The organism is Tenacibaculum dicentrarchi, assembly GCF_964036635.1.
GTDB lineage: Bacteria > Bacteroidota > Bacteroidia > Flavobacteriales > Flavobacteriaceae > Polaribacter > Polaribacter dicentrarchi.
On the sequence record NZ_OZ038524.1, the window covers coordinates 1,001,650 to 1,025,855 of the forward strand.

The 24,206-nt window shown below is 30.8% G+C and carries 19 protein-coding genes and 1 riboswitch; of the genes, 1 reads left to right on the top strand and 18 read right to left on the bottom strand.

Features of this window, described 5'->3' with window-relative positions; all coding sequences use genetic code 11:
- The first annotated feature begins 41 nt into the window (after nucleotides 1-41).
- Nucleotides 42-929 (top strand): succinate--CoA ligase subunit alpha, encoded by an 888-nt coding sequence (gene sucD / locus ABNT14_RS04580; protein ID WP_101903435.1) that lies wholly within the window; start codon nucleotides 42-44, stop codon nucleotides 927-929.
- 202 nt (nucleotides 930-1,131) lie between these two features.
- On the opposite strand, the gene cobN is transcribed toward sucD, so the two are convergent.
- Genes cobN through ABNT14_RS04670 form a run of 18 tightly spaced genes read right to left on the bottom strand, consistent with a single transcriptional unit; the run spans nucleotide 1,132 to nucleotide 23,781 of the window.
- On the bottom strand, nucleotides 1,132-4,878 hold the full coding sequence (cobN, locus tag ABNT14_RS04585) for a cobaltochelatase subunit CobN (protein ID WP_101903434.1): 3,747 nt from the start codon (nucleotides 4,876-4,878) through the stop codon (nucleotides 1,132-1,134).
- Nucleotides 4,879-4,906: 28 nt separating this feature from the next.
- A complete protein-coding gene (locus ABNT14_RS04590) occupies nucleotides 4,907-5,416 on the bottom strand; it encodes a DUF6933 domain-containing protein (RefSeq protein WP_101903433.1) in 510 nt (169 codons plus the stop codon).
- Between the two features lie 3 nt (nucleotides 5,417-5,419).
- Nucleotides 5,420-6,478 (bottom strand): cobalamin biosynthesis protein CobW, encoded by a 1,059-nt coding sequence (gene cobW, locus ABNT14_RS04595; RefSeq protein ID WP_101903432.1) that lies wholly within the window; start codon nucleotides 6,476-6,478, stop codon nucleotides 5,420-5,422.
- Nucleotides 6,479-6,513: 35 nt separating this feature from the next.
- A complete protein-coding gene (locus ABNT14_RS04600; protein ID WP_101903431.1) occupies nucleotides 6,514-7,104 on the bottom strand; it encodes a cob(I)yrinic acid a,c-diamide adenosyltransferase in 591 nt (196 codons plus the stop codon).
- On the bottom strand, nucleotides 7,101-8,417 hold the full coding sequence (locus ABNT14_RS04605) for a cobyrinate a,c-diamide synthase (RefSeq protein ID WP_159459556.1): 1,317 nt from the start codon (nucleotides 8,415-8,417) through the stop codon (nucleotides 7,101-7,103). The genes ABNT14_RS04600 and ABNT14_RS04605 overlap by 4 nt, the downstream gene beginning before the upstream one ends.
- A gap of 11 nt (nucleotides 8,418-8,428) precedes the next feature.
- Complete coding sequence (locus tag ABNT14_RS04610) at nucleotides 8,429-10,084, bottom strand: AAA family ATPase (RefSeq protein ID WP_101903429.1); 1,656 nt, start codon at nucleotides 10,082-10,084, stop codon at nucleotides 8,429-8,431.
- Nucleotides 10,084-10,800, bottom strand: a complete 717-nt coding sequence (locus ABNT14_RS04615) for a hypothetical protein (RefSeq protein WP_101903428.1) — start codon at nucleotides 10,798-10,800, stop codon at nucleotides 10,084-10,086. Before ABNT14_RS04615 ends, ABNT14_RS04610 begins: the two co-directional genes overlap by 1 nt.
- Entirely contained in the window at nucleotides 10,778-11,881 is a 1,104-nt protein-coding gene (gene cbiD / locus ABNT14_RS04620; RefSeq protein ID WP_101903427.1) for a cobalt-precorrin-5B (C(1))-methyltransferase CbiD, read from the bottom strand. Before cbiD ends, ABNT14_RS04615 begins: the two co-directional genes overlap by 23 nt.
- Entirely contained in the window at nucleotides 11,878-12,648 is a 771-nt protein-coding gene (locus ABNT14_RS04625) for a precorrin-6A/cobalt-precorrin-6A reductase (RefSeq protein WP_101903426.1), read from the bottom strand. Before ABNT14_RS04625 ends, cbiD begins: the two co-directional genes overlap by 4 nt.
- Nucleotides 12,649-12,680: 32 nt before the next feature.
- The gene (cobM, locus tag ABNT14_RS04630; RefSeq protein ID WP_101903425.1) at nucleotides 12,681-14,522 is read right to left on the bottom strand and encodes a precorrin-4 C(11)-methyltransferase; all 1,842 of its coding nucleotides are present in this window, start codon (nucleotides 14,520-14,522) and stop codon (nucleotides 12,681-12,683) included.
- A complete protein-coding gene (gene cbiE, locus ABNT14_RS04635) occupies nucleotides 14,523-15,722 on the bottom strand; it encodes a precorrin-6y C5,15-methyltransferase (decarboxylating) subunit CbiE (protein ID WP_101903424.1) in 1,200 nt (399 codons plus the stop codon). It abuts the gene before it with no gap.
- Nucleotides 15,723-16,364 (bottom strand): 5,6-dimethylbenzimidazole synthase, encoded by a 642-nt coding sequence (gene bluB / locus ABNT14_RS04640; RefSeq protein WP_101903423.1) that lies wholly within the window; start codon nucleotides 16,362-16,364, stop codon nucleotides 15,723-15,725.
- Nucleotides 16,365-16,367: 3 nt separating this feature from the next.
- Nucleotides 16,368-17,744, bottom strand: coding sequence for a precorrin-3B C(17)-methyltransferase (gene cobJ, locus ABNT14_RS04645; RefSeq protein WP_101903422.1), 1,377 nt, complete (start codon nucleotides 17,742-17,744; stop codon nucleotides 16,368-16,370).
- The gene (cobI, locus tag ABNT14_RS04650; protein WP_101903421.1) at nucleotides 17,741-18,451 is read right to left on the bottom strand and encodes a precorrin-2 C(20)-methyltransferase; all 711 of its coding nucleotides are present in this window, start codon (nucleotides 18,449-18,451) and stop codon (nucleotides 17,741-17,743) included. Before cobI ends, cobJ begins: the two co-directional genes overlap by 4 nt.
- Nucleotides 18,448-19,380 (bottom strand): sirohydrochlorin chelatase, encoded by a 933-nt coding sequence (locus tag ABNT14_RS04655; protein ID WP_101903420.1) that lies wholly within the window; start codon nucleotides 19,378-19,380, stop codon nucleotides 18,448-18,450. Before ABNT14_RS04655 ends, cobI begins: the two co-directional genes overlap by 4 nt.
- Nucleotides 19,381-19,384: 4 nt before the next feature.
- A complete protein-coding gene (cobA, locus tag ABNT14_RS04660) occupies nucleotides 19,385-20,938 on the bottom strand; it encodes a uroporphyrinogen-III C-methyltransferase (RefSeq protein WP_101903419.1) in 1,554 nt (517 codons plus the stop codon).
- Between the two features lie 2 nt (nucleotides 20,939-20,940).
- Nucleotides 20,941-21,741 carry a (2Fe-2S) ferredoxin domain-containing protein gene (locus ABNT14_RS04665; protein ID WP_101903418.1) on the bottom strand — a complete coding sequence of 267 codons (801 nt, stop codon included), beginning with the start codon at nucleotides 21,739-21,741 and terminating at the stop codon, nucleotides 20,941-20,943.
- A 3-nt stretch (nucleotides 21,742-21,744) separates the two neighbouring features.
- Nucleotides 21,745-23,781 carry a TonB-dependent receptor gene (locus ABNT14_RS04670; RefSeq protein WP_101903417.1) on the bottom strand — a complete coding sequence of 679 codons (2,037 nt, stop codon included), beginning with the start codon at nucleotides 23,779-23,781 and terminating at the stop codon, nucleotides 21,745-21,747.
- A 76-nt stretch (nucleotides 23,782-23,857) separates the two neighbouring features.
- A riboswitch (cobalamin riboswitch) is annotated at nucleotides 23,858-24,062 on the bottom strand.
- Between the last annotated feature and the right edge of the window lie 144 nt (nucleotides 24,063-24,206).

Genomic DNA, 24,206 nt, shown 5'->3' on the forward strand with positions numbered 1-24,206 from the left:
AAAACTATTTTTGTAAAGCTTAAATAAAATAAAAATATACCATGAGTGTTTTAGTAAATAAAGATTCAAAAATTATAGTTCAAGGTTTTACAGGAAGTGAAGGTACTTTTCACGCTGGTCAAATGATCGATTACGGAACAAACGTCGTAGGAGGTGTAACACCAGGTAAAGGAGGACAAGAGCACATAGGTAAACCAGTTTTTAATACGGTTGACGAAGCTGTACAAAAAGTAGGAGCAGATACTTCTATTATTTTTGTACCACCAGCATTTGCTGCTGATGCTATTATGGAATCTGCTGAAGCAGGAATTAAAGTAATCATTTGTATTACCGAAGGAATTCCTACAGCTGATATGGTAAAAGTAAAGTCTTATATCGATCAATTAGAAGGATGTACTTTAGTAGGTCCTAACTGTCCAGGGGTAATTACTCCAGATGAAGCTAAAGTTGGTATTATGCCAGGTTTTATCTTCAAAAAAGGAAAAGTTGGAATCGTTTCTAAATCAGGAACTTTAACTTACGAAGCTGCTGACCAAGTTGTAAAACAAGGTTACGGAATTACAACTGCAATCGGTATTGGTGGAGATCCAATTATTGGAACTACAACAAAAGAAGCTGTTGAGTTATTAATGAATGATGATGAAACAGAAGCAATCGTTATGATTGGTGAAATTGGTGGTAACTTAGAAGCTGAAGCTGCTCGTTGGATTAAAGCAGATGGTAACCGTAAACCAGTTATTGGTTTTATCGCAGGTCAAACTGCACCAGCTGGTAGAACAATGGGACATGCAGGTGCAATTGTTGGAGGTGATGATGATACAGCTCAAGCAAAAATGAAAATTTTAGCTGAAAATGGTGTACACGTTGTAGAATCTCCAGCTAAAATTGGAGAAATGGTAGCGAAAGTATTAAAAAACGTTTTAGCATAGTTTTTTAAACTAAGTATAACATTATTACATATAAAAAAACCGTTGAATTTAAAATTCAACGGTTTTTTTTGTTTACTACACTACCGTTATGCTGAATTTATTTCAGCATCTCATCAATAGGAGAACTGCGGCAAATCAGAATACGAACCTGAACTAAATTTAGGTTGACGGATTCTTGTTTTCTACTATTTTTAAAAATAATTTACTCCGTTATAGCGTCTGATTTTTTATAAATATCTTTTAACTCTTCTATGGTTTCTTCGGATGGATTTTCCCATAAACCTCTTTGAATTGCTTCTAACATACGTTCCGACATATCTTTTAAAGCCCAAGGATTATGCTCTTCAATAAAAGCTTTATTATTATCATCAAACAAATATTTTTCTGTAATTTGTTCGTACATAAAATCTTCAATTAAATTAGTTGTAGCATCATAAGCAAATAAATAATCCATAGTTGCCGCCATTTCAAAAGCACCTTTGTAACCGTGTTCTTGCATACCTTGCATCCATTTAGGGTTGACAACTCGTGAGCGAAAAACTTTTAATAATTCTTCTTTTAAAGATTTTACCTTCGGATTATCAGGGCGAGAATTATCACCAAAATAAGTTTCAGGTTGTTCTCCTTTTATGGTATTTACAGCTACCGTCATTCCTCCTTGAAACTGATAATAATCATCAGAGTCTAAAATATCATGTTCTCTATTATCTTGATTTTGCATGACAACTTCAATATTTGATAATCGTTTTTTAAAGGTTTCATGTGCCGATTTTCCACTGTTATTTTTCCCATGATATGCGTAACCACTCCAATTAATATAAGCATTTGCTAAATCATCCGAAGTAGTCCAGTTTTTACCATCAATTAAACCTTGTAAACCAGCTCCATAAGCTCCTGGTTTCGAACCAAAAACTCGATATAAAGCTCTTTCATTGGCTTGTTTTTCATCTAAACCTTCTTGTTTCCATTGTTGTTTTTCTTCATCAAAACGTTTTTTTATAGGATTTTGTTCCGTAGTTTCATCCAAAGAAGCTACTTTTTCAATAGCCGAATTAAACAGTGAAATTAAATCAGGAAAAGCATCTCTAAAAAAACCAGAAATACGCAACATTACATCAACTCTGGGTCTTTTTAATTCTAAAGTAGAAAGCACTTTAAAATCTTTAACCCTTCTGTTACTTCCTTGCCAAACAGGTTTTACACCGATTAATGCCAAAGCTTGTGCAATATCATCGCCACTAGTTCGCATGGTAGAAGTTCCCCAAACCGATAAACCGATAGAAGTAGGATATTCTCCATTTTCTTGTAAATAGCGATCAATAATATTTTGCGCACTTTTTTGCCCTATTTGATACGCAGTTTCAGACGGAACAGTACGTACATCAACAGAGTAAAAATTTCTTCCCGTAGGTAAAATATCGATGCGTCCTCTTGTTGGCGCACCAGAGCCTCCCGCAGGAATATATTGTCCGTTTAGTCCTTTAATTAAATGGGTAATTTCATTACTTGTTTTGTGTAAAACAGGCAATGTATGTTGTTCTATATAAGTGATTATTTCTGTAGTATAAGCACCAATATTTTCAATTTCTTTGTTATTTAATAATTGATTTACGATATTTTTGGCTTTATTTTCTAACAATTCGATAGCCTGTCCGAAAGTTCGACAATGAATCCCGAAAATATCTTTATCAAAAACATCGGAATAAACAACATTTATAGGGTCAAAATTAAGTTGTAAATCTTCGGATAAACATTGTGTAATTCCTTTTAAACTTCCTTGCGGTAATCGATGTAGTGCAACAACTAAATCGACTAATTTTTCTTGTCTTGGTAATTTCCCTAAAATATGTAAACCGCCTCTAATTTGAGATTCTTTTAATTCACATAAATAACCGTCAATAACTTCTAGTAAAGTATCAATATCTTTTCCATCTTGATTTAAATCTGATTTTAAATGTGTTTCATTTACTAATTTTTCAATTTTAGTTTTAATCAGCGAAGCACGTTTTCTATCTACTAAAGCCGATTCATAAAATTCATCAATTAAAAGTTCTAGTTTTAGTAAATCGCCATAATTTTCAGCCCGTGTCATTGGCGGAATTAAATGGTCTAGTATAATGGCTTGATTTCTTCTTTTGGCTTGAGTTCCTTCGCCAGGGTCATTAATTATAAAAGGATAAAAATGAGGAATTGCTCCTAAAATTGCCGAAGGAAAACAAGTTTTTTTGCTCAAAGCAACACTTTTACCAGGAAGCCATTCTAAATTTCCATGTTTACCAATATGCACCAAAGCATCGGCTTTAAAGCTGTGTTGTAACCAAATATAATACGCTAAATAAGCAGGCGGTGGCGGTAAATCAGGAGAATGATAACTTGCTTGTAAATCTAAATTATAACCTCTACTTGGCTGAATACTAACAAATATATTATCAGAAAGAAAACCAGGGATTAAAAAATAACCATTTTGATAATTAGGTGATTTTTCAGGATTCCCCCATTGTTTTTCTACTTTTTCGCGAAGTTCTACGGATAATTGATTGTAGTATTTATAAAAAATAGTGGCATCTAATTTTATAGTTTTTCGTTCGTTTAGGCTGTTTATTGTTTCTAAATCGTTGGTTACAGCATTTGTTAATTTATCTATAAGTTGATTTGTTGTTGTAGGAAAATCATCTGATAAGCTGTAATTTTCTTTGGATAAATGAGCTAATATTTGCAAAGTACTTTGTGGAGTATCTAAACCAACACCATTTGCTAAACGACTATTTTTATTTGGATAATTAGGTAAAACTAAGGCTATTTTTTTATCAGAATTATTTTTATTTTGAAGATTTATCCAATTTTTTGCCATTTTAGCAACAAATTCGCAACCTTCAATATTTGGAACATAAGAAACAACTTCAGAATCTGTTAAAATATCTTTTTCAATCGATTCTTTAAACGAAATAACTTTTGATATAATTTTTCCATCAACTTCTGGCAAGGCAATATTCATAGCAATATCAGTAGGAGGCAAGCCAAAATTTCCTTCTAGCCAACTTTCTTTATTACAGCTACCCACGATTGCCTGAATAACAGGAACGTTAAAAACATCAAACAAACTTTGTCTAGTATCATGAAATCCTTGCACACTAAAACCAGTTGTATTTATAATAACTTGCGGTTTTTCTAGGTGATGTGATTTAAGTAAATCAAAAATTTGTTGTTGAATATCTTGTTCTCTATATCCTGAAGCCATTAAAGCGATAGCCGAAATACCTTTAGCTTCTAAGGAATCAATAATACTGTGAATCGGAGCTAAATTATTAGATAAATAATAACTTCGATATCCAAAAATGATGGCTTGTTTTTGAGTGCTTTTTGGTTTTAAAGAAGTGTAAATTCCTTCTTTTGGGTGATATAAAAATAAATCAGGAATCGTTTTAATAGTATTCGGAATCACTTTTTTATCAGTAATCTGATTACTAATTAATTGCAACGCCGATTGACAATTTTCAATACCACCAGATTGAATGTATTTCCAAATAATATCCACATTTTTTAACGGAATATTTGACGATTGCATCAACTCTAAATCGGGTTTGTTATCACCAGGTAAAAACAGTAACTGAATATTATTTTCTTCACAACATTCAGTTAGAGCTTCACATAAATAATTGTAATATGCTTTTCCACCTAAAAGTTTAAGCACCACAATTTTTGCAGTTGAAATTACTTCATCAATATAAGTATCAATAGTTAATTCTTGCTTAAAGTAACTAAGATTGGCAAACCTAAAAGAAGGTGTTTTTTCTACAGAATTATGTATTAATTTGTAGGCATTATTCATCATGAATAAATCGGAATCTGCGGAAGATAAAAATATAATATCCCCTGGAGATTGGTCGATGTAAAAGACTCCTTCATCATTAGGATTCCAGCCTCCTGGTATGGTAGAAATTAAATGCATGCCTTATAGTTTTTTAGATATATTATAATTAAATATTGTTGTTTAATAAGGAAGTCATTTTTTCATATGGAGTTTTCCAATCTAACTGTTTAAAAGGGGTTTTGTTTAATTTATTTGTCATTTCTCTGATTACAGAAGAATTAAAAATATAATATTCATATTTAAAATAATTTAGCTTTTCAATATTATAATTAAGAATACCAATACTTTTTCTGTTGTTATTTGTTGAATTAAATGCTATTTGCCCAATTTTTGAAGATATTACGTCATAATCAATCGCTATTTTTTCAAATAATAATTGCTGATGTAAGTTTTCAATAAATAATGTATCAAGATTATTAATATCTTTCACAGAGAAACGAGGAATTATTACAGAAAAAAAACTCTCAGAATTAACAAAAAGAATACACTTTTTTTTAGCAATATAAAAAACATTAGCATTCCAACTTCCAAGGTCATTCTCATAAATTAAACCCTTGTCTTCAATTTTTTTATAGATTATTTTTTCTAGTTTTTTTGTTGCGAAAATATTTGTCATCTATTAATGAGTGTGATAATGAGCGTTAATATGAGTAATTACTTCGTTATTTTTAGTAAGTTCAATATTTTTACCAATAACAACTAAACTTGTTTTTCGTTCTTCATTATCACCCCAAAGTCTTTCAAAATAATAATCGAAACGAGAACCTACACCTTGTAAAACCATACGCATTGGTTTATTAGGAATGTTTACAAAACCTTTAATTCTGTAAATTTCGTGGTCTTCAACAAGTTTTTTCAAGTCTTTAACCAATGCTTTAATATCAGAAGTTTCAGAATACTCTAATAAAACTGTTTTAATATCATCATTATGATGGTGGTGATTACCTGATTTATGGTGCTCTTCATGAATAGAATGACGATTCTCTAAATCATCTTCCGCAGAAGCTCCAACACCTAATAATAAGGCATTATCTAATTCACCATTTATAACAGGAACAATTTTAGTATTTGGTCTTGCTTTATCGATAATTACTTTAGTAACTTCTTCAAATTTTTCATCATCAATTAAATCTCTTTTACTAACTAAAACTAAATCGGCACAAGATAATTGATCTAAAAATAATTCTTCAATAGGTGTTTCATGATCTAAAGAATCATCAGTTAAACGTTGTTTTTGTACACGTTCTCTATCGCAGATTTCGCCAGTTGCAATTCCTACAGCATCAACTACAGTAATAACGGCATCAATAGTAATATGAGGCTTTAAGTCTGGCCAGTTTACGGCTTTTACTAAAGGTTTAGGCATTGATAAACCTGATGTTTCAATAACAATATGGTCAATTTCATCTTTACGCTCTAGTAATTGTAACATCGATGGTAAAAATTCTTCTTGAACCGTACAACAGATACATCCGTTAGGTAATTGAATTAAGTTACAACCATCATCATCACATTCTGATGATGCAATTAATTGTCCATCTACATCAACTTCACCAAATTCATTGACTAAAACAGCGATGCGTTTTCCATTGGCATTTTTTAACATATTATGCACTAAGGTTGTTTTTCCTACTCCTAAAAATCCGGTTACTATGGTAATTGGTATCTTTTTATTCATTTTTTAAAATTTTGTTTGATGAGTTTTTTAATGTATTATTTAGTCGCTGCTTTCTTCTTTCTTTTGTATAAAAATAGATTCCATTTTTCTTCAGCAACACCGTGTTTGTCCATTTCGGCTCTTGCCATTGTGAAAAATAAATCAGACATTCTGTTTACATAACTCATAATATAATCGTGTACACATTCAGGATCTTCTTGCATTAAGGTAACTAATTGTCGTTCACCTCTTCTCATTTGTGTTCTACAAACGTGACAAAGTGCCGATATTTCATTTCCTCCAGGCAATAAAAAATAATCAGAAGGAGAACTGATATTTTCTTCCATTTCATCCATCCAAACTTCACAGAAATCAGCACCATCTTTAGGTTCAGGATTTGGATTTATTTTTTTAGAATCTGACGGACGTGCTAAATGCGACATCATATTCATCATATCTTTTTGAATACGGTGTAAATTTGGTTGCCATTCGTGGTCGTTTCCTAATTTAGAACGCATCAATCCTATGGTAGAATTTACTTCGTCTAAAGTTCCGATACATTCAATTCTTGCTGAGTTTTTAAACTCTCTTTTTCCTCCAAAAACGCCAGTTGTACCTTTGTCTCCTTTTCTTGTGTAAATTTTCATATAGTATTATTTATTTCGTTAATCAATTGTAAAAGTATTTCTGATGTACCAAAATAATGATGCACATAAGAAGCCATTACTTTATTTTTTTTATAAATTTTAGTAGTAGTATTCCCATCTCTAGCATTTGTAATTGTTGCGTTTATAGGTATTTCAGTATCATTTATTAAGCTCGAATAATGAAATTCGTGTCCTTTAAAAATATGCTGGTTAATTTTAGAAATTCGATATCCTAAATGCAATTTTTTATGGGCAATTGTAGCATCAAAATCAAAAATACCTACCATTTTAAAAGCGGTATTATTTTCTGATATAATAGTTTTTCCTAAGTACATCATTCCGCCACATTCTGCATAAATTTGCCCGTTATTTTCTGCGAATTTTTTAATACTAGCAAGCATTTTTGTGTTAGAAGATAATTCTTTTAAATACGATTCAGGATATCCTCCAGCAAAATATATAAAATCACAATCAGGAATTTCAACATCTTTTATAGGACTGAAAAATTCAACAGTTCCTAATGTTTCCATTGCTGAAATACTTTGAGGATACATAAAATTAAAAGCTTCATCTTTAGCTACTGCAAATTTTATTTTTTTAGCCTGAATTATTTTTTCTGATGAAACACTTACTTGTTTAATTTCTTTGGATGCTTTTAAAATAGCTTTCCAATCGACTGTTTTTTCTAGCTCATCAGCAATTTGATTGATAACAGAATCAAACTTTTCAATTTCTTGAATATTTAAACCTAAATGCCTTGAAGGAATTTCAATATTTTTTAAGTTTGATAAATAACCAAAACACTGTACACCAATATCATTACAGGCTTCTTTTAACATGGTATAATGTCTTTCAGAACTAACACGATTAAAAACAACGCCCATTATTTGAACTTCTTTATCAAAATTAACAAAACCTTGAATTAACGGTGCAACAGAATAAGCAACCGCTTTGGCATCAATCACCATTAAAACGGGTGTTTTTAGCTTTTTAGCCATTTCGGCGGTACTACCTTTGTCTTTTTTTGCGCCATCAAATAAGCCCATAACACCTTCTATGCAATTAATTTCTGCATCTTTTCTGTAAAAATGTAAGTTGTTATTTATGTCATTTTGAGGCATCATAAATAAATCTAAATTCACACCAATTTTGTTACAAGCTAATTGATGAAATTTAGGATCGATATAATCAGGACCAACTTTAAAAGGTTGAATAGCGTAATTTTTTCGTTTGAATAAACGTAATAATCCTAAGGTAAGCGTTGTTTTACCTGCATTACTACTTGGCGCTGATATGATGAGTTGTTTGGTCAAAAAAATAAAATTTATAGGTTTTCAGTAATTAAAATTTCATAATTAGCATTAATACTGTTTGCAAGTTCTTTGGCTTCTCCAATTTTTACAATTCCTTTTTCGGCATCAATAATTTGTGTTTTATCAATTCCTTTGCAATAGGTTTGAAAAGATAATACGGTATCTTCTAAATTATTTTCTGCGTTTAATTTTCCATCAGTAATAATATGAAGATTATGATTAAAATCGATATTAGAACAATTTCTTTTTATCAATTTAAAACCTGCACTGAAATTTGTTTTTCCGCCTGTTTTAAGATTTTTTAATGCTATTTCAACATCAGCTAAAACAGCAGTTTGATTTAAAATTAATTGCGCATCTCCATTAAATAACGAAATAATAGAAAATTGTGTGTTTTGATTCTTAGAGTTTTCGGCTATTTTATGTACACTTCCTTTTGCATAAGCGATAATCTGATTTTTTAACATAGAACCGCTAGAATCTATTAAAAAAATATGATGCTGTTTTAAAAATGTACTTTTTCGTTTGGTTTTTAAATCAAATTTATCGGTTGCTAAATATTGTCCAACAGTTTTTTTAGTATCTGTTATTGTAATATTTCCTGCTGAATTTTTAATTGAATTAACACCGTTTTCTTGGGTGTTTTTAGTGCTGTTTTTTTGCTTCTGAAATTTATTCTTCGGCATTAAAAATGAAATTGTTTCTTCTTTTGATACGTTTGTTTCAGAAGGATTTTCAGGAGGTTGTTCGTCTTTGTTTTCAGGTGAATTATCAGGCGGATTTTGTTGATTAGGCGCATCATTATTTAAACTTCGATGATTTAACACGAAATCGGCAATAGTATCTACGTCTTTTTTTGTGATTTCAGTAGCATTTTTATAAGCCGAAAAAGCTCTTGCAGTTTTTACTAATAAAATATCGGCACGAAGTCCTTCTACTTGATGTAAAACGGCTAATTCACTACAATATTCAATAATTTCATCGGTTATTTTTATCGATAATAATACCTCTTTTGCCTTGATTATTTGCTTCGAAATAACAGCATCTTTACTTTTATAAGCATCGATAAAAGGAATTGGAGAATCATCAAACAAAAAACGTTGTTTAATTATTTTTTGACGGATTTTTACATCCGTAGGAGTTGTAACGTTTACACTTAAACCAAAACGGTCTTTTAGTTGCGGTCTTAAATTTCCTTCCTCAGGATTCATAGAACCGACTAAGCAAAATCGACTTTCAAAATAACGAGAAATTCCTTCTCTTTCTAAATAATAATTTCCAGAAGCTGCGGCATCTAATAAAATATCAGTAAGATAATCTTGTAATAAATTAACTTCATCAACATATAAAATACCTTGATGTGCTTGTGCCATTAATCCGAGGTTTACAACTTCTTTTTTAGTGTTTATTAACTGTTCTAAATCGATACTTCCAAGAAGTCTATCTTCAGAAACACCAATGGGTAAATTAACAAAAGGTTGTTTTTGTTGATTTTCCATTAGGTTGGTTAATGAACGTATTAAAGTAGTTTTTCCTGTTCCTTTATCGCCGATTGCCAATACTCCGCCAATAAGTGGGTCAATTAAATTTAAAATTAAGGCTAACTTAAAATTATCTTGCCCAACGATTGCCGAAAAAGGGAAGTGGTGCTGTTTTTTATTTTCCATTATAAAGCCGAAATACTATTATACAACCATACAAATCCGATAATTGCCGATGCAACTCCCGCAACGCCGTTCATCCATTTAAAAATAGCTAAATTTCGTTCTAAAAATCGACTCATAACATAAATTAAAACATAACTATAAACCCCCATTGCTACAATAATTCCTACCGATTCTACGGCAAGTATAAGAATTGCTTCACCTATGGTAGCACTACTTAAAACTAGTGCCGATGTTAAAGCACCACCTGTACCCGCTAAACCGTGTAACATTCCAATCCAAAAGGATTTATTCATTGGATTTACTGCGATTTCTTCGCCTTTTGTACCGTGTAAATGTATTGGATTAGAAAGATCGTGTTCGTGAGCTTCAATTTTTTTATGGTTTTTAACCATCTCATTAATTTGATGATTTCTTTTGATGGCTACAATTCCTAGCCAAATCATGATAGGACCAACGGCAAGTTCGGCATAAAAAGAAATATCATGTATAAATAAAGTCGCCATACTTTTAAAAAGCAGTGCAAATCCTCCGAAAAGTAATAAAGTTACAGAGTGCCCAAATGCCCATTGTGATGCTTTAAAAACAGTTTTAAAGCTCACTTTTTGTTTATTGATAGCATTTTCGGTAGCTAAAACTGAAACTGCGGTTACATGATCAGGCTCAAAAGAATGTAAAATTCCTGCCATTAAAGGTCTAACTAATGATACTATTGTCATTTTTAATGTATTTAATAAGTGTTCCGTTTTTATGAATTAGGTAAATATTTAAATCAACCTCTTTAATTTTTGTATGGGTGTGTTTGTAACAATGGGCTAATAATAATTGAAAAAATGGCGAATTTTGGTCAAATTCAAACAACTCAATTAACCGCCCAGCCATGTTTAATTCTTTAATTTTATCAGCATCGTAAAAACCAACTTCTTGCGCTAATTTTACTACGAAATCTTTATTCCAGCTAGACACACAACTATGTGTATCAGTAATTCCGCCAGCTAATTTTACTGCTTTTCCTAGCATAATTCCAATACTAACTTTTTTTATAGCACATTGATTTACTTTCGTAAGTGTTTCACCAATCCAGTTTCCATAATGAATAAAAGCATATTCGGGTAAATGACTAAAATTATCAGATAAAAACTTTTCACTTCTTGCGCCTGAATTAATTACTAATTCGGAAATATTATTTGCAATAGCAACATCAATTCCTTGCTCAATACTTGCAATATATGATGATGATGAATATGGTTTTACAATTCCTGTTGTTCCTAAAATAGATAATCCATTCATAATTCCAACACGTTCATTAAGCGTACGCTTGGCTAATTTTTTTCCATCAGTCACATAAATTGTAACTGATACGCCACATTCTAAATCATAATCATGTAACAATTTTTGAATTGCATTGCTTATCATTTTTCGAGGAACAGGATTAATTGCAGGTTCACCAATTGCTAATTCTAAACCTTTAAGCGTAACAGTTCCAACGCCTTCTCCCGCAAAAAACTGAATACCTTTTTGCTCCGTTAATTTTAAAACACAACCAATTTCAGCACCATTTGTAACATCAGGGTCATCACCAGCATCTTTAATAACCGAACATTTAGCTGTATTTTGAGTAAATTCACAATGATGAATAGGAATTTCAATTATTTTATCAATAGGTAAATGAACTTTTACGGTAGCATTTTTTTTCTGATAAATAATAGCCATCAACCCAGATTTTGCAGCAGCTGTTGCACAAGTTCCTGTTGTAAACCCATCTTGTAAAGGGCCTTTTGGTACTTTTCTTAAACTCATATTATTGAATTTTTTTGAGGTGATAAAATAGATAATGCCGTAATTAATTGATTTTCATTAAAAACTTGCGTAAAATATTTTGGAATTTCAGGTTGTTTGATAATTATTATTTGTGTACTTGTTTTTAAAGCAGCTTCAATTTTAGTGTGTAAAAAACCACTGTTGCCTGTTTCTTTAGTTAAAATGATATCAATTTTATTTTCTTTGATAATCGAAATTTCTTTTTCTAAATCAGAAGAAGGAAATTCTAAAATTAATTGATTTTTAGGGAAATTACTTTCAGTTGCAATTGCTAAAGATTCGGGTCTGTTTAAAATTCTAAAATAAGTGAGGTTTTTTAGCCACCAAGGTTTTAACCTTTTGATAGATTGTACCCCCGTTAAAGCTAATAATATTTGATTTTCTTTTAAAATTGCTAAGGCATTATCGTAATAATTAACATAAGACACTAATACGTGTTTTGTTTGAGGTAGCAATTTTCTAGCAAAACGTATTACAGGGATTTGTAAATTTTTAGCCACCTTAGCAATGGTTTTGTGCAAAATTTCTGCAAAAGGATGCGAGGCATTTATAATAATTTGAATTTTATTTTTGATTAGATAATTTTCTAAATCTATTTCATTTAACGCACCATATCTGTAACTCGCAATTTCTGTTTCATTAAAAGAGATACTTGTTTTTGTTGAATAAACAAAAGGCATCAGTTTTTCTTGAAGCAAGGTTGCTACTTTTTTACCTTCTGTTGTTCCTCCAAATACAAGTATCATTTTTTATCTTTTATTATTTTATAGATTATTTATTAGTCAGTAACTACAAATTTCTTATTAGTTCTAAAAATATGTTTCCATTTTGGGTTGTATAATTGTGATCTGTTTTTACGTGCTCCAATAGCACTACCAACAACAATTAATACAGTTCTTGTTTTTTTACTATTTTTTACAATTTCGGCAAGGTTTTCTAATTTTCCTTGATAAATTTCTTCATCTTTCCAAGTAATTCTGTACATCACAGCAACTGGAGTATCGGCATCAAAATGTTCTAATAACTGCGCTTGTACTTTTGATGCAATTCCTGCACTTAAAAAGATGCACATTGTTGAATTAGTAGCAGCAAATGCAGAAATACTTTCTTTTGATGGCATTGGTGTTTTTCCTTCTCCACGAGTTAATACAATAGATTGTACTACTTCAGGAATGGTAAATTCTGATTTTAAAACCGCTGCGGCAGCACTAAATGAAGAAATTCCAGGAACAATAAAATACTCCATATTTAGCTCATCAAAAATGGTCATTTGTTCTTGAATTGCTCCGTATAATGAAGGGTCGCCACATTGTAAACGCACAATGGAATTTCCTTTTTTATAATGTTCTTGCATTAATGAAACTTGCTCTTCTAAAGTCATCATTGCAGAATTTCGAACCACAGCAGAAGGTTTACACCAATTTGTCATTTCTTCAGGAATTAAACTTCCTGCATATAAAACACAGTCGGCTGCTTCTAAATATTCCTTTCCTTTTACGGTAATTAATGATGAATCACCAGGACCTGCACCAATAATAGCAACAGCAGTTTTACGAACAGCTTTTGCATCTAAAGAAACAGAAAAAGTAAATTTTTCATTATTTTCAATATGAATTTTTTGCTTTTCAACTAATAGCTCATTATTTTCTGATAATAACATTGCACAAGATTCTGAAACTCCTGCAACGCCAATTTTAGATTGTACCATTTCACTAGGATTTGGTATTGAGATCTTATTTATTTCATCCGAAGTAAACGTGCTAAAAGGAATATTATTGACTTCACTAAAATCTAAATACGCTTGCTGATTTGCTTTAATATCAATAGAACCAAAATTTTTGATTGCTGAAAAATGGAATCCTTCGTTAGCTAATTTAGTTTTGAATGTTTCTTGAAAAACAGTGAAATTTAATTCTTTCGAACATCCCGAACCAACTGAAAGCACTTTTGGAATTAAAAATAAACTAGGAATTTTTGCTTCGTATATTTTGTAACTAACAGTAATAAATAATTCAAATTGCGTATAATCAATATTTTTTTCATCATAAAAAACAGTTACAAAATTAGGTGCTGTTTTTTCTAAATGCTGTGTTCCTTTATCTTTAATATCTAAAAGTAAAGCGGTTGGTTTATTGTTTACAAACAACGCCATTGTTTTAGTTATTGATAAAGAACTTTCTGTTTGCCAGTCAAATTGATTTCCAAGAGTATCTAAAGCCCAAATTTCTTGTACATCGCTAGATGTTGATATTACAGAATTTGCGCCTAAAACAGCCGAAACTTTTAAAGCAAAATTATTAGCACCTCCTTTATGCCCGCTTAATACTGATTGTACATTTAAACCTAAATCATCCACAGAAATAACCGCAGGGTCGGTGTTTTTATCTTGAATATATGGTGCAATTAAACGTACACAAATACCTAATGCGGTTACAAAACAAATACCATCTAATTTTGAAAAATTATCGGTTAAATAGTCTGAAATAGATGCAATAGTCGAAACATTCCCGTTACTAGATTGTAAGGTTGTTATGACTAATGATTTTGGAAATTCTTTCTGAATTATAAGGGCTTTTTCTAATCCTTTTTCAGTAACTGCTATAATGGCTATTTTTTTCATTTATATTTTTTCTGCTGAATGAATGCTAATTTTGTTATGCTCGTTTACTTGAATAACACTTGTATTTATCGTGTAGTTTAGTGTAGTGAGCTCTTTTATAAATATGTTGGTACTGTTTTCTTTTACAGCGTTTGTAACAAACCTTGCTTTCGGGTTTAATTGATGAATTAGATGAATTAATTCGTTTAATCGACCTCCGTGTCCGCCAATAAATACGACATCTGGAATTGGAAATTCTTGTAAGTTGAGGTTAAAAAAATCATCAATAATAATAGCGATGCCAGGAGTAGAGAAGCGTTCTGTATTTTGCTGAATTATATCTTCGCATACAGTTCGTTTTTCAAAAGCGACTATTTTTAAATGTGGAAAATGTTGTTTTGCTTCAATAGCAACCGAACCTGTACAAGCTCCAATATCCCAAAAAACAGTTTTATTTTGTAATTGTAAAGCGTTTATTGTACTCAATCGGATGGGCATTTTAGTAATCATATTTGCCCGATTAGGTAAAGGAATAAAAGCTGTATCAGCAATACCAAATGTTTTATCTTTATTTGTAATTTGTTTTAATAAAACACAATTTAAATTGTTATGTAATTTTTTAGTACAAGTTGCTAAATCAAGCGTTTCAATATGTTCTTCATTTCCATCTAAAGCCTCGCCAATGGTTATTGAATAATTATCAAAACCATATTTTAACAAACGTTTTGCAATTTCACAAGGTGTTTTTTTAGCATCTGTTAATACGCCAATTAATTCATTTTGATTGATTAAAGCTTCATCTAAAGCTGACCAATCTCTACCGTGAACAGATATCGATTTTAAAGCATTATAATTTGTTTGTGTTTTATGACACAATAATTGAATGCTGTTAAAATAAGGTGTTGCTTTTAATTTTGCGTTTGGTAATAAACGTTGTAACGTATTTCCGAAACCATAGAAAAAAGGATCTCCAGAGGTGAAAACTACAATAGTCGTATCAATTTTTTTATATTGATTGATAAGAAAATCCATTTTACCTGAAATTTCAATCCAAGTATGGTTTTTAGGTAAAAATGACCTTACCAATTCATAATGACGTTTTCCGCCAGAAAAAACGCTTGCTTTTTGAATTAATTCCAAGACATCATCATTGAATTTTGGCACAGGATGATTGCTGATTCCAATTAAATGAAAGTCGATATGTTTTTGAATTTTATTCATTTATTGATAAGATTCTTTAATAACAACATCGTTAATGTTCTTACGTTTTTCCCATTTTAAACGTTCTAATTCTGGGTTCTCATAAAATTTATCTACATGACCTAAACACAAATAACCAATTAATTGTCTGTCATTAGGCGCATTTAAAATAGTTTTCACTTTGTTCGCATTTAAAATACTAACCCAACCTAAACCCACATTTAACGCCCTTGCCATCAACCACATATTTTGAATGGCACAAACCACCGAATAAACACCTGCTTCTTTCATAGAAGTTTGCCCTAAAACAGGATGTTCACTTGGTTTGTAAAAAACCGCAATATTTAATGCCGATTCTACAATACCCTCTAATTTTAATTGTGTGTAAGCATCTGCTTTTTTACCTTCAAAAAGAGTTTTAGCTTTTTCGTTTTCTTCAAAAAAACTGTCTTTAATTTTATTTCTGATTTTTAAATCTTTAATAACCACAAATTCCCACGGTTGAGAAAATCCAACAGATGGCGCATTTACTCCAGCAAACAGAATTTTATCTAAATGTTCTTTAGATATAGGCGTATTTAAAAACCGATTTCCTCTAACATCTCTACGTGCAAGTATTATTTGCTCAAGGGTTTCAATATTTTCTGGAGTAAATTTGTTCATTATTTATGATTTAAAATAAATTGAAGCTTCAGGTAATGTAAAAGCAGCATTAACAATAGCGGCAGCAACATTACTTCCGCCTCTGTTTCCTTCTATAACTACCCAATTTGTGTTTTTTGTTTGCGACAATTGTTCTTTAGCTTCTAAAACATTTACAAAACCAACAGGCACACCAACAACTCCAACAGGTTTAAAATTGTCGTTATCTCTTATTTGATCTACAATTTCGAATAAAGCAGTTGGAGCATTTCCAACAACATATAAAGCGTTTGGATATTTTTCAATAGCTTTTCTAATTCCTGCTTGAGAACGTGTAATATTTTCTGAAGTTGCTAATAATTGCGCATCTTCATCATTTAATAAACAATGTATTTGATTTCCATATTCTTTAGTGAAAGCCTTTGTAATTCCTGCTTTAACCATAGTAACATCTGTTACAATTTCACCACCATTTTTTAAATGTTCATGCCAGTTTTCAATCGCTTCTGGAGTTGCTGAATAATGATTAAAATCTTCTAAAATTCCTGTGGTATGAATAACTCTTGTTATTGCCCATTTATCGGCAACAGTAAAAGGTAAATCTTGAATATGTTCGGTAACAATTCTAAAACTTTCTTGTTGAATTTCTTTTCCTGTATGTGGTTTTCGATTTAAGTATCCTCTAGGAGTAACTAAATAATCTTTAAAACGATATGTTTGCGAATTTCCAATCATCACCAAACAAAACATATCTACATCTTCAGGATTAAATTCGCCTAAAGTGGTAATTTTACATTCTTCTTCAGGGCGAGTTACATGCCTAATAATTGCAACAGGAGTAGAAGGAGAGCGTTTTTCTAAAAATATTTTTTGTAATCGACCTAACTGCCAATGTCTTTTTTTACTTTTCGGATTGTATAAACTCGTTACAAAATCGCCCATTGCGGCAGCCTTAATTCTTTGTTCTATTTTGTTCCAAGGAGTCATTAAATCAGATAATGAAATACAACAAAAATCGTGACCTAACGGCGCACCTAATTTACTTCCAGCAGCTAAAAAAGCAGAAACACCAGGTAAGGTTTCTAACTCAATATCATCATGATTTTCTTTAGATACAACTTCGTAAACAATCGCAGCCATTGCATAAATACTGGCATCACCAGAACCAATAACTACTACATATTTATCTTCGTTTGCTTTTTCAACAGCTTTGTGAGCTCTTGCTTCTTCTTTTCCTAGAGGCATCGAAATTAATTCGGCATCTTCTTTAAATAACGATTTTCCAAATTGAAAATAATAGTCGTACCCAATAACAACATCCGCTTTTTGCAACGCATTTTTAACAACGGGTAACATATAATCTATATCTCCAGGACCTAATCCCGCAACGGTTATTTTCATTTTTTTATTTTTTTAATAATGATAAGAGAAAAATAAGGAGTTTCTCTTTTACTAGCTATATCCCAGTTATTAGTTATAAATTGTTGGTCAGTTCCTAGGCGTTCGGCATAGGTGACGCTATGTTTTTGAGTGTCAATTACAGTGGTAATTATATCAATAACCGATATAATTTTCATTAAAACTATGGTGTCAAAATTATCAATAGCTTCTTGTAATTCTTCTTTACTCTGGATGCGAGGAATAACGGTTACTTTTTCATTTTGCAAACACAAAGGAATTTGACTTTCTGATGATAAATGCAAGTAAGAAGTAATTCCTGGAATTAAATCTATTTTTAATTGATGAGCTTTAATTTTTTCTAATAGATAAGAAAAAGAGCTGTAGGTACTAATATCACCTTCGCTTACAATAGCTATGTATAAACCATTTTTATAATCGTTTAAAATTTGTTGAAAAGTAGTTTCGTAAACCTCTTTAGCCTGAATTCTTTCTAAATCCATCTTTAGATAAAATCCGACCAATTTATTAGTCTCTAAATTGTAATTATTTAAAATAGTACGTGAATAACTCACTTTTCGACCATCTTTAAATAATGAACCAGGATAATATATTTTATCAGCTTGCTGTAAGGTTTTTAATCCTTTTAAGGTAATTAAATCCGCATCACCAGTACCTAACGAAACACCGTGTATTGTACCCGTTATCATATTCCTAAGCCTTTTTTAATTTTAGTAAATACATTACTTTTTTGCCCAACTTTTTCATCTTCTTCAAATAAAACACCTTTTACACCTAAATGATGTCCAACTTGTTCTTTACCAACTTCATCTTCTAATCCAACAATTTGTTTTCGATATTTACACAATTGGCAATTCATATTTGCTGTACCGTTGATGGTTTCATCTAAACGTTCATCAAAAGCTTTTAAAATTAATTCATCGCTACCAAAAGCATCAGTATAAATATGTTCAAAAGGAGAGGTTTCATCAAAAGTGCGAATTTGATTGTAAATACGTTCTAAAAGAATTCCTGTAAAAAAGAAAAACGGAATCGCAATAGTTCGTTTAAATTCCATTTTACTGGTTAATTCTAAACTTTTAGTAACCGTCGGATACGCCGTTCCGCTATATGCAACGGTTGTAAAACCAAAACCCATTCCTTCGCCTAACATACACGCTAATTTGTGTACATCAGAATTGGCATCAGTATCTGTAGTTCCTCGTCCAACCACCATTAAACAAACATCTTTTCTATCAATAACAGGATGTTTGCTTTCTTCTTCTAAAATTCTTTTTTGAGCCAATTCTAGTAAAAACGAATTTACACCAAGGTGTTTTCCCATTTTTATAGTTAAATCGCTATAATAACTCTGTATGGTATTCATTTCATACGGAATATCATTTTTAGCATGAGAACCTGCAAAAAGAATAATCGGCAAAGCATAAATTTCACGAATTCCTTTTTGATACATGCGTTCAATAGAAGCTTCATACACAGGATGATTGAATTCTAAAAATCCATAATCCACTTCATAATCAGTATAACGAGCCTGTAAGGCTTCAACTAATTGTTTAAAAGCATCAGTTCCTGTTTTGGTTCTGCTACCATGTCCGCAAAGTAAAATTCCTTTTTTCATTGATTTAATTTATTGGTTTTACACCTATTAAAAATACTACAGGCATTTGTAGTGGTTGTTTTTTTATATCGTTTTCTATTTCTCCTAATGTTGATGAAAGTAATACTTCATTATTTCTTGATACATTAGAAACAGCATTGATAGGAATTGTAGAATCTCCACAAATGCTTATCAATTTAGGAATTAATTTATCTAAACTTTTTAAGCCCATATACAGCGCTAATGTATTTCCTGCTTTTAGCATTTCAGCAATTCCTTTCAATTGTTCGGTTGAATAATCTGCTGTATGTGCGGTACAAATTAAAACGGCGTTTGATTTTCTTCTTTCTGTAATAGGTATGTCAACTGCGCTAGCGGCTGCTAATACAGCTGAAATCCCTGGGACAACTGTAAAAGGAAGTTTATGTTTCTTTAAAAAACGAACCTCTTCGGCAGCTCTTCCATAAATATATGGGTCGCCAGATTTTATGCGAACGACTTTATCACCTTGTTCACAATGTTTTTTCATCAATAAATTGATGTTATCTTGACGACTTTGTTGGTCTTCTTTATCGCCAAATTTTCTACCGACATAAATACGTTCCGCTTGTGTATTGATGTTTAATATTTCATCAGAAATTAAATTATCATGTAAAATAATTTCCGCAGTTTCAATCGCCTCAAAAGCTTTTAAAGTTAGTAGATTTTTATTTCCAGGACCTGCGCCAACAATCGAAATTTCAGGTAAATGTTCTCTTGTAAAAATCCATTCAGGATTAGCAAATTGATACGTGAAATTTAATAACGATTTTGATTTTGAATTATCAATTATTTTAAAACGTTCTTCTGATGTTTTAGCTGTTTCAAAAATAGGAGCAGGCATATTTAATTTGATAGCTGCATTTTCATAATATTCTTTTCTTTTCGGATGTATATCTGCACAACCATTAATAATTTCACCAAAACAATTTTGATTTAAAATAGTATCAATTAAACTAATAACATCTTTCTGATGAATTAAATTAACAGGTACATTAGGGTTTTTTAATTGCTTTTTATTGGCAAGAAATCTTCCAGGATGACGTTTCGCACCGATTAAACCCGCTAAACGTAAAATAGTTAAATTATCACCAAAATGTTGTTGTAATAATTCTTCGGCTTTAATTAATGCGTGTCCAGATGCTTTTTCAGGAACACATTTTTCAGCTTCATTTATCAGATTATTATTGTTTTGATATACCGAAGTAGAACTCACAAAAATAACTTTTGTTGATTTAGGAGTTTGTTCTATAATTTGCGCTATTTGCTTCGGATGAATTGTTTCAATATTATCAATTCTTTTAGGCGGAAAATTAATAATAAGGATGTTTGTATCTGTAATAAAAGATTCCCAATCACCAATAATATTATCGGCTTCAAGTCTTATTCTGCAAGTATGAAACGAATATTTAGCAAGTGTTTTTAGTTTTTCTACAGATGAGGTACTTCCATTAACAGTATATCCATTTTTTTGTAACTGTAAAGCAAGCGGTAAACCTAACCAGCCCAAACCTAATATTGAAACATGTTGTTTATTCATAATTATTTTAAATGTAAGTTGGTGTTTTGTAACTGAATTTTAGTGCAATATAACCAAGCTTTATTTTCTATGGAATCGAAAGTTATTTTTCCTAAAATTTCACCAAATTTATTTTTGAAACGAATACCTGTGAGTGCTGTTTCTTTTTGATGAAAATATTCTGTACTAGAAATTTTTGATTGTTGTAATTCCTTATTTTCTTTAGGAACTGCAGCAATTGTTAACTTTATGATTTCCGTTTTAGTTTTTAATTCAAGCGTATGTGTATCTGAATAATTTACTGTAATTATTTTATCAAAAGAAATAATATTTTTATCAGCCATAGCAAGTGTTACACCTTTTGGATTTTCTGATAAATATAAGAAAAGAGGATATAAATATTGATCAGAGCTAAAACCTTTAGTAATAAAACAATTTCCTAATTCAGCATCATTTTTTAACTCGAAAGGTTTTGGTTTTATAGGCGCTCTTTCGTTATTAGAAACTAGTTTATTCCATTCTTTTTTGTATAATAAATCATCTTCATTAAAAGGCTCATTATTAATATGAGCCTTTATAATTGGAGTAATTTTTTCAGGTGTTAATTCTTTATACCAAAACTCGCCAGGATACACAATACAAGTTGGAGCATCTTCACATCTACCGTTACATCTTGTTTTAATTGTATGCGTTTTATCCCAAAGATTATTGTTTCGTAAGTAAGCTCTTGCCGTTCTTGTTACTTGTTCGCTTCCTGCTTTTTGACAAGAACCTCCGTCGCAAAAGAAAAATGTATGCGTTGTATTAGCTATATCTTTTCCCATAATTTAAAAGAAATAAGTGAAACTTACTTTTGATAAAAAAGGAGTTCCTGGTGTAAAATGAATATCATCAATAGGTTGTAATTCGTTTTTTAATTGTGACGAATCATAAAAAAAAGCTTCTCTCCATGCTGTATTAAAAATATTTTCTACGGATAAACCTATTTGATATTTTGGTCTTATGTAGTTGATAACAAAATCTGCAATAAAATAACTGTCAGCAATTACAGATTCGTCTTTAATTAAAGGACGTTCTCCTAAAAAACGATAACGTAACGATGTGTTAATTCCATTTTTTAAACGCAAAGTAGCGCCACCAGTTGAAGTAAAACGAGGCGCACTAGGAATTTTATTTTCAGTTTTCGGAGTATCTAATAAAGTTCCAAAACTATAATTTAAATCGGTATCGAACCAAAAATAAGGCAATGGTTGATATCTAAAAGATGCTTCACTACCAATTCGTTTCGATCTTCCTTTATTTTCAAATTCAAATCCATCAGGACTAAAAACAAATTCAGCATCACTTTGTAAATAAAAAGTAGCAATGTTACCAACAAAGTTTTTTCCTATTTTAAATTCTGTACCAATATCGTATCCGATAGCTTTAGGTAACGGATTAATTTCTTTGTTTTTTATAGCTGCGTTTGCGTAGTTTGAATGAAAACCAGAACTTGCTTTTGCATATAATTGTAAGTTTTTAGTAGCATCATAAAACAAACTAAATTTCGGACTTATTCTAATAGAATTTGTTTTCCCTTGTTGAGAAACTGGTACTATTTCGGTTACATTAAAATCGAAATAATCAGCTCTAAGACCTGCTAAAGCAGTTAGCTTAGGAGTTATTTGAATTCTTTCTTTTAAAAATAAAGCAACGTTTGTTTCTTTAATATCAAATTCATTTATAGGATTTGACAAGGTACGTCCAATAGCATTATTTAAACCAATATTGTTATTGTTACGTTGAATTTCCCAACCAAAAGTAGTGGTGCTATTTGGTATTTGAAATATGTTTTTAGTTGAAATATTTCCTTTATAAGTATATGTTTTACGATTTTCTTGTTGATGAATCATATCACCATTAACAGGATTATTTTGATAAAAAGAAAAATTAGAAAACAAATTGTACTTATTAGAAACATAATAAAACTGATTTGTAAGCTGTGTTTTATCAGAAATATCAGAAGATAATTGCATGTTAAAATGCATTCTTTCAGTATCGCCACCTTCTTTATCGTCAATAGCTCCAAATCTATCTATTAATCCACTTTTAACAGCTCTTAAAGGTATTTGACCCGAAGCATTCCAATTACTATTAAATGTAGAAATTGATGTTCTTAATTTATGATTATCAGAAAATGCAACGGTATATTTTGTAAATGTATTTAATCTTTTAAGTCTTTGTTCACTTTCAAAAAAACTGTCATTATAAGTTCCTTCAATAGCAATGTAAGCACTTTCTTCATTCTTAGTTAAAGAATTGTTTTTATCAATAAGTGATACCATTGCCAAAGCTCTAGCAAAATCGTATTGACCATATTCTAACTTTACAAAATTACGATGTACTTTATCTTTTGATGAAAATTTAGCAGCTCCAGAAACGGCAAAATTTCCTAATGAAGTTTCATGAGGTCCTTTATAATAATCGGCAGCTTGAACAGTTTCAGGAATTAAAAAATGTAAATCTGCATAGCCTTGTCCGTGTGCGTGAGAACTTAAATTAACGCCAATATCATCAACTAAAACAGCAAAATCGGTTCCATGGTCGTTATCAAAACCTCTTAAAAATATTTGTTCGGCTTTTCCGCCACCAGCATGTTGCGCTATAAATAAACCTGGTACTGTTTTTAAAAAATCGTGAGCGCTATTTATTGGTCGTAATTGCAACGAAATTTTAGAAACCTTATGAGTACCTAATTTTTTTTCGTTTTTAGAGTTGATAATTATTTCAGAAAGTTCTATTTCTGAGTTTTTTTTGTTGTTTTGTGAGAATACAGATAATGAAAAACACATTATCCATAGACTGCATAAAATCAATTTTTGCATTTAAAAATGAGATTAAGCAGGCAAGGAAAGAAAATATAAAAAAACAATTTTCTAACTCTTTACCCGAGAGTTAATATAAATTAATGTTTAAACGGCAGGTCTCCTGACTTAACTCTATTTTATTTACCTTCCCATAGTTATAACTACAGTGGTTTTTACTAATAAAATATTGCTTGAGTCTTACAGTTGCGGGAACAGTTTTGGATTTACACCAAATTCCCTTTTAATTCTATATTCTGATGATAAAAAAAGAATAAGAAACCGAATATGCTGCAAATGTATTGTTTTTTTTGATTTAAAAGATGGAATCGAAAAGGAGTTTTTATGCAATCAGTTTCGGATAAAAAAGAAAAAAGCTTGTACATCATTACAAATCTTGATAAAAACGAATCAAGAAAAAGTATCAAAAATAAAATACCTAAGTA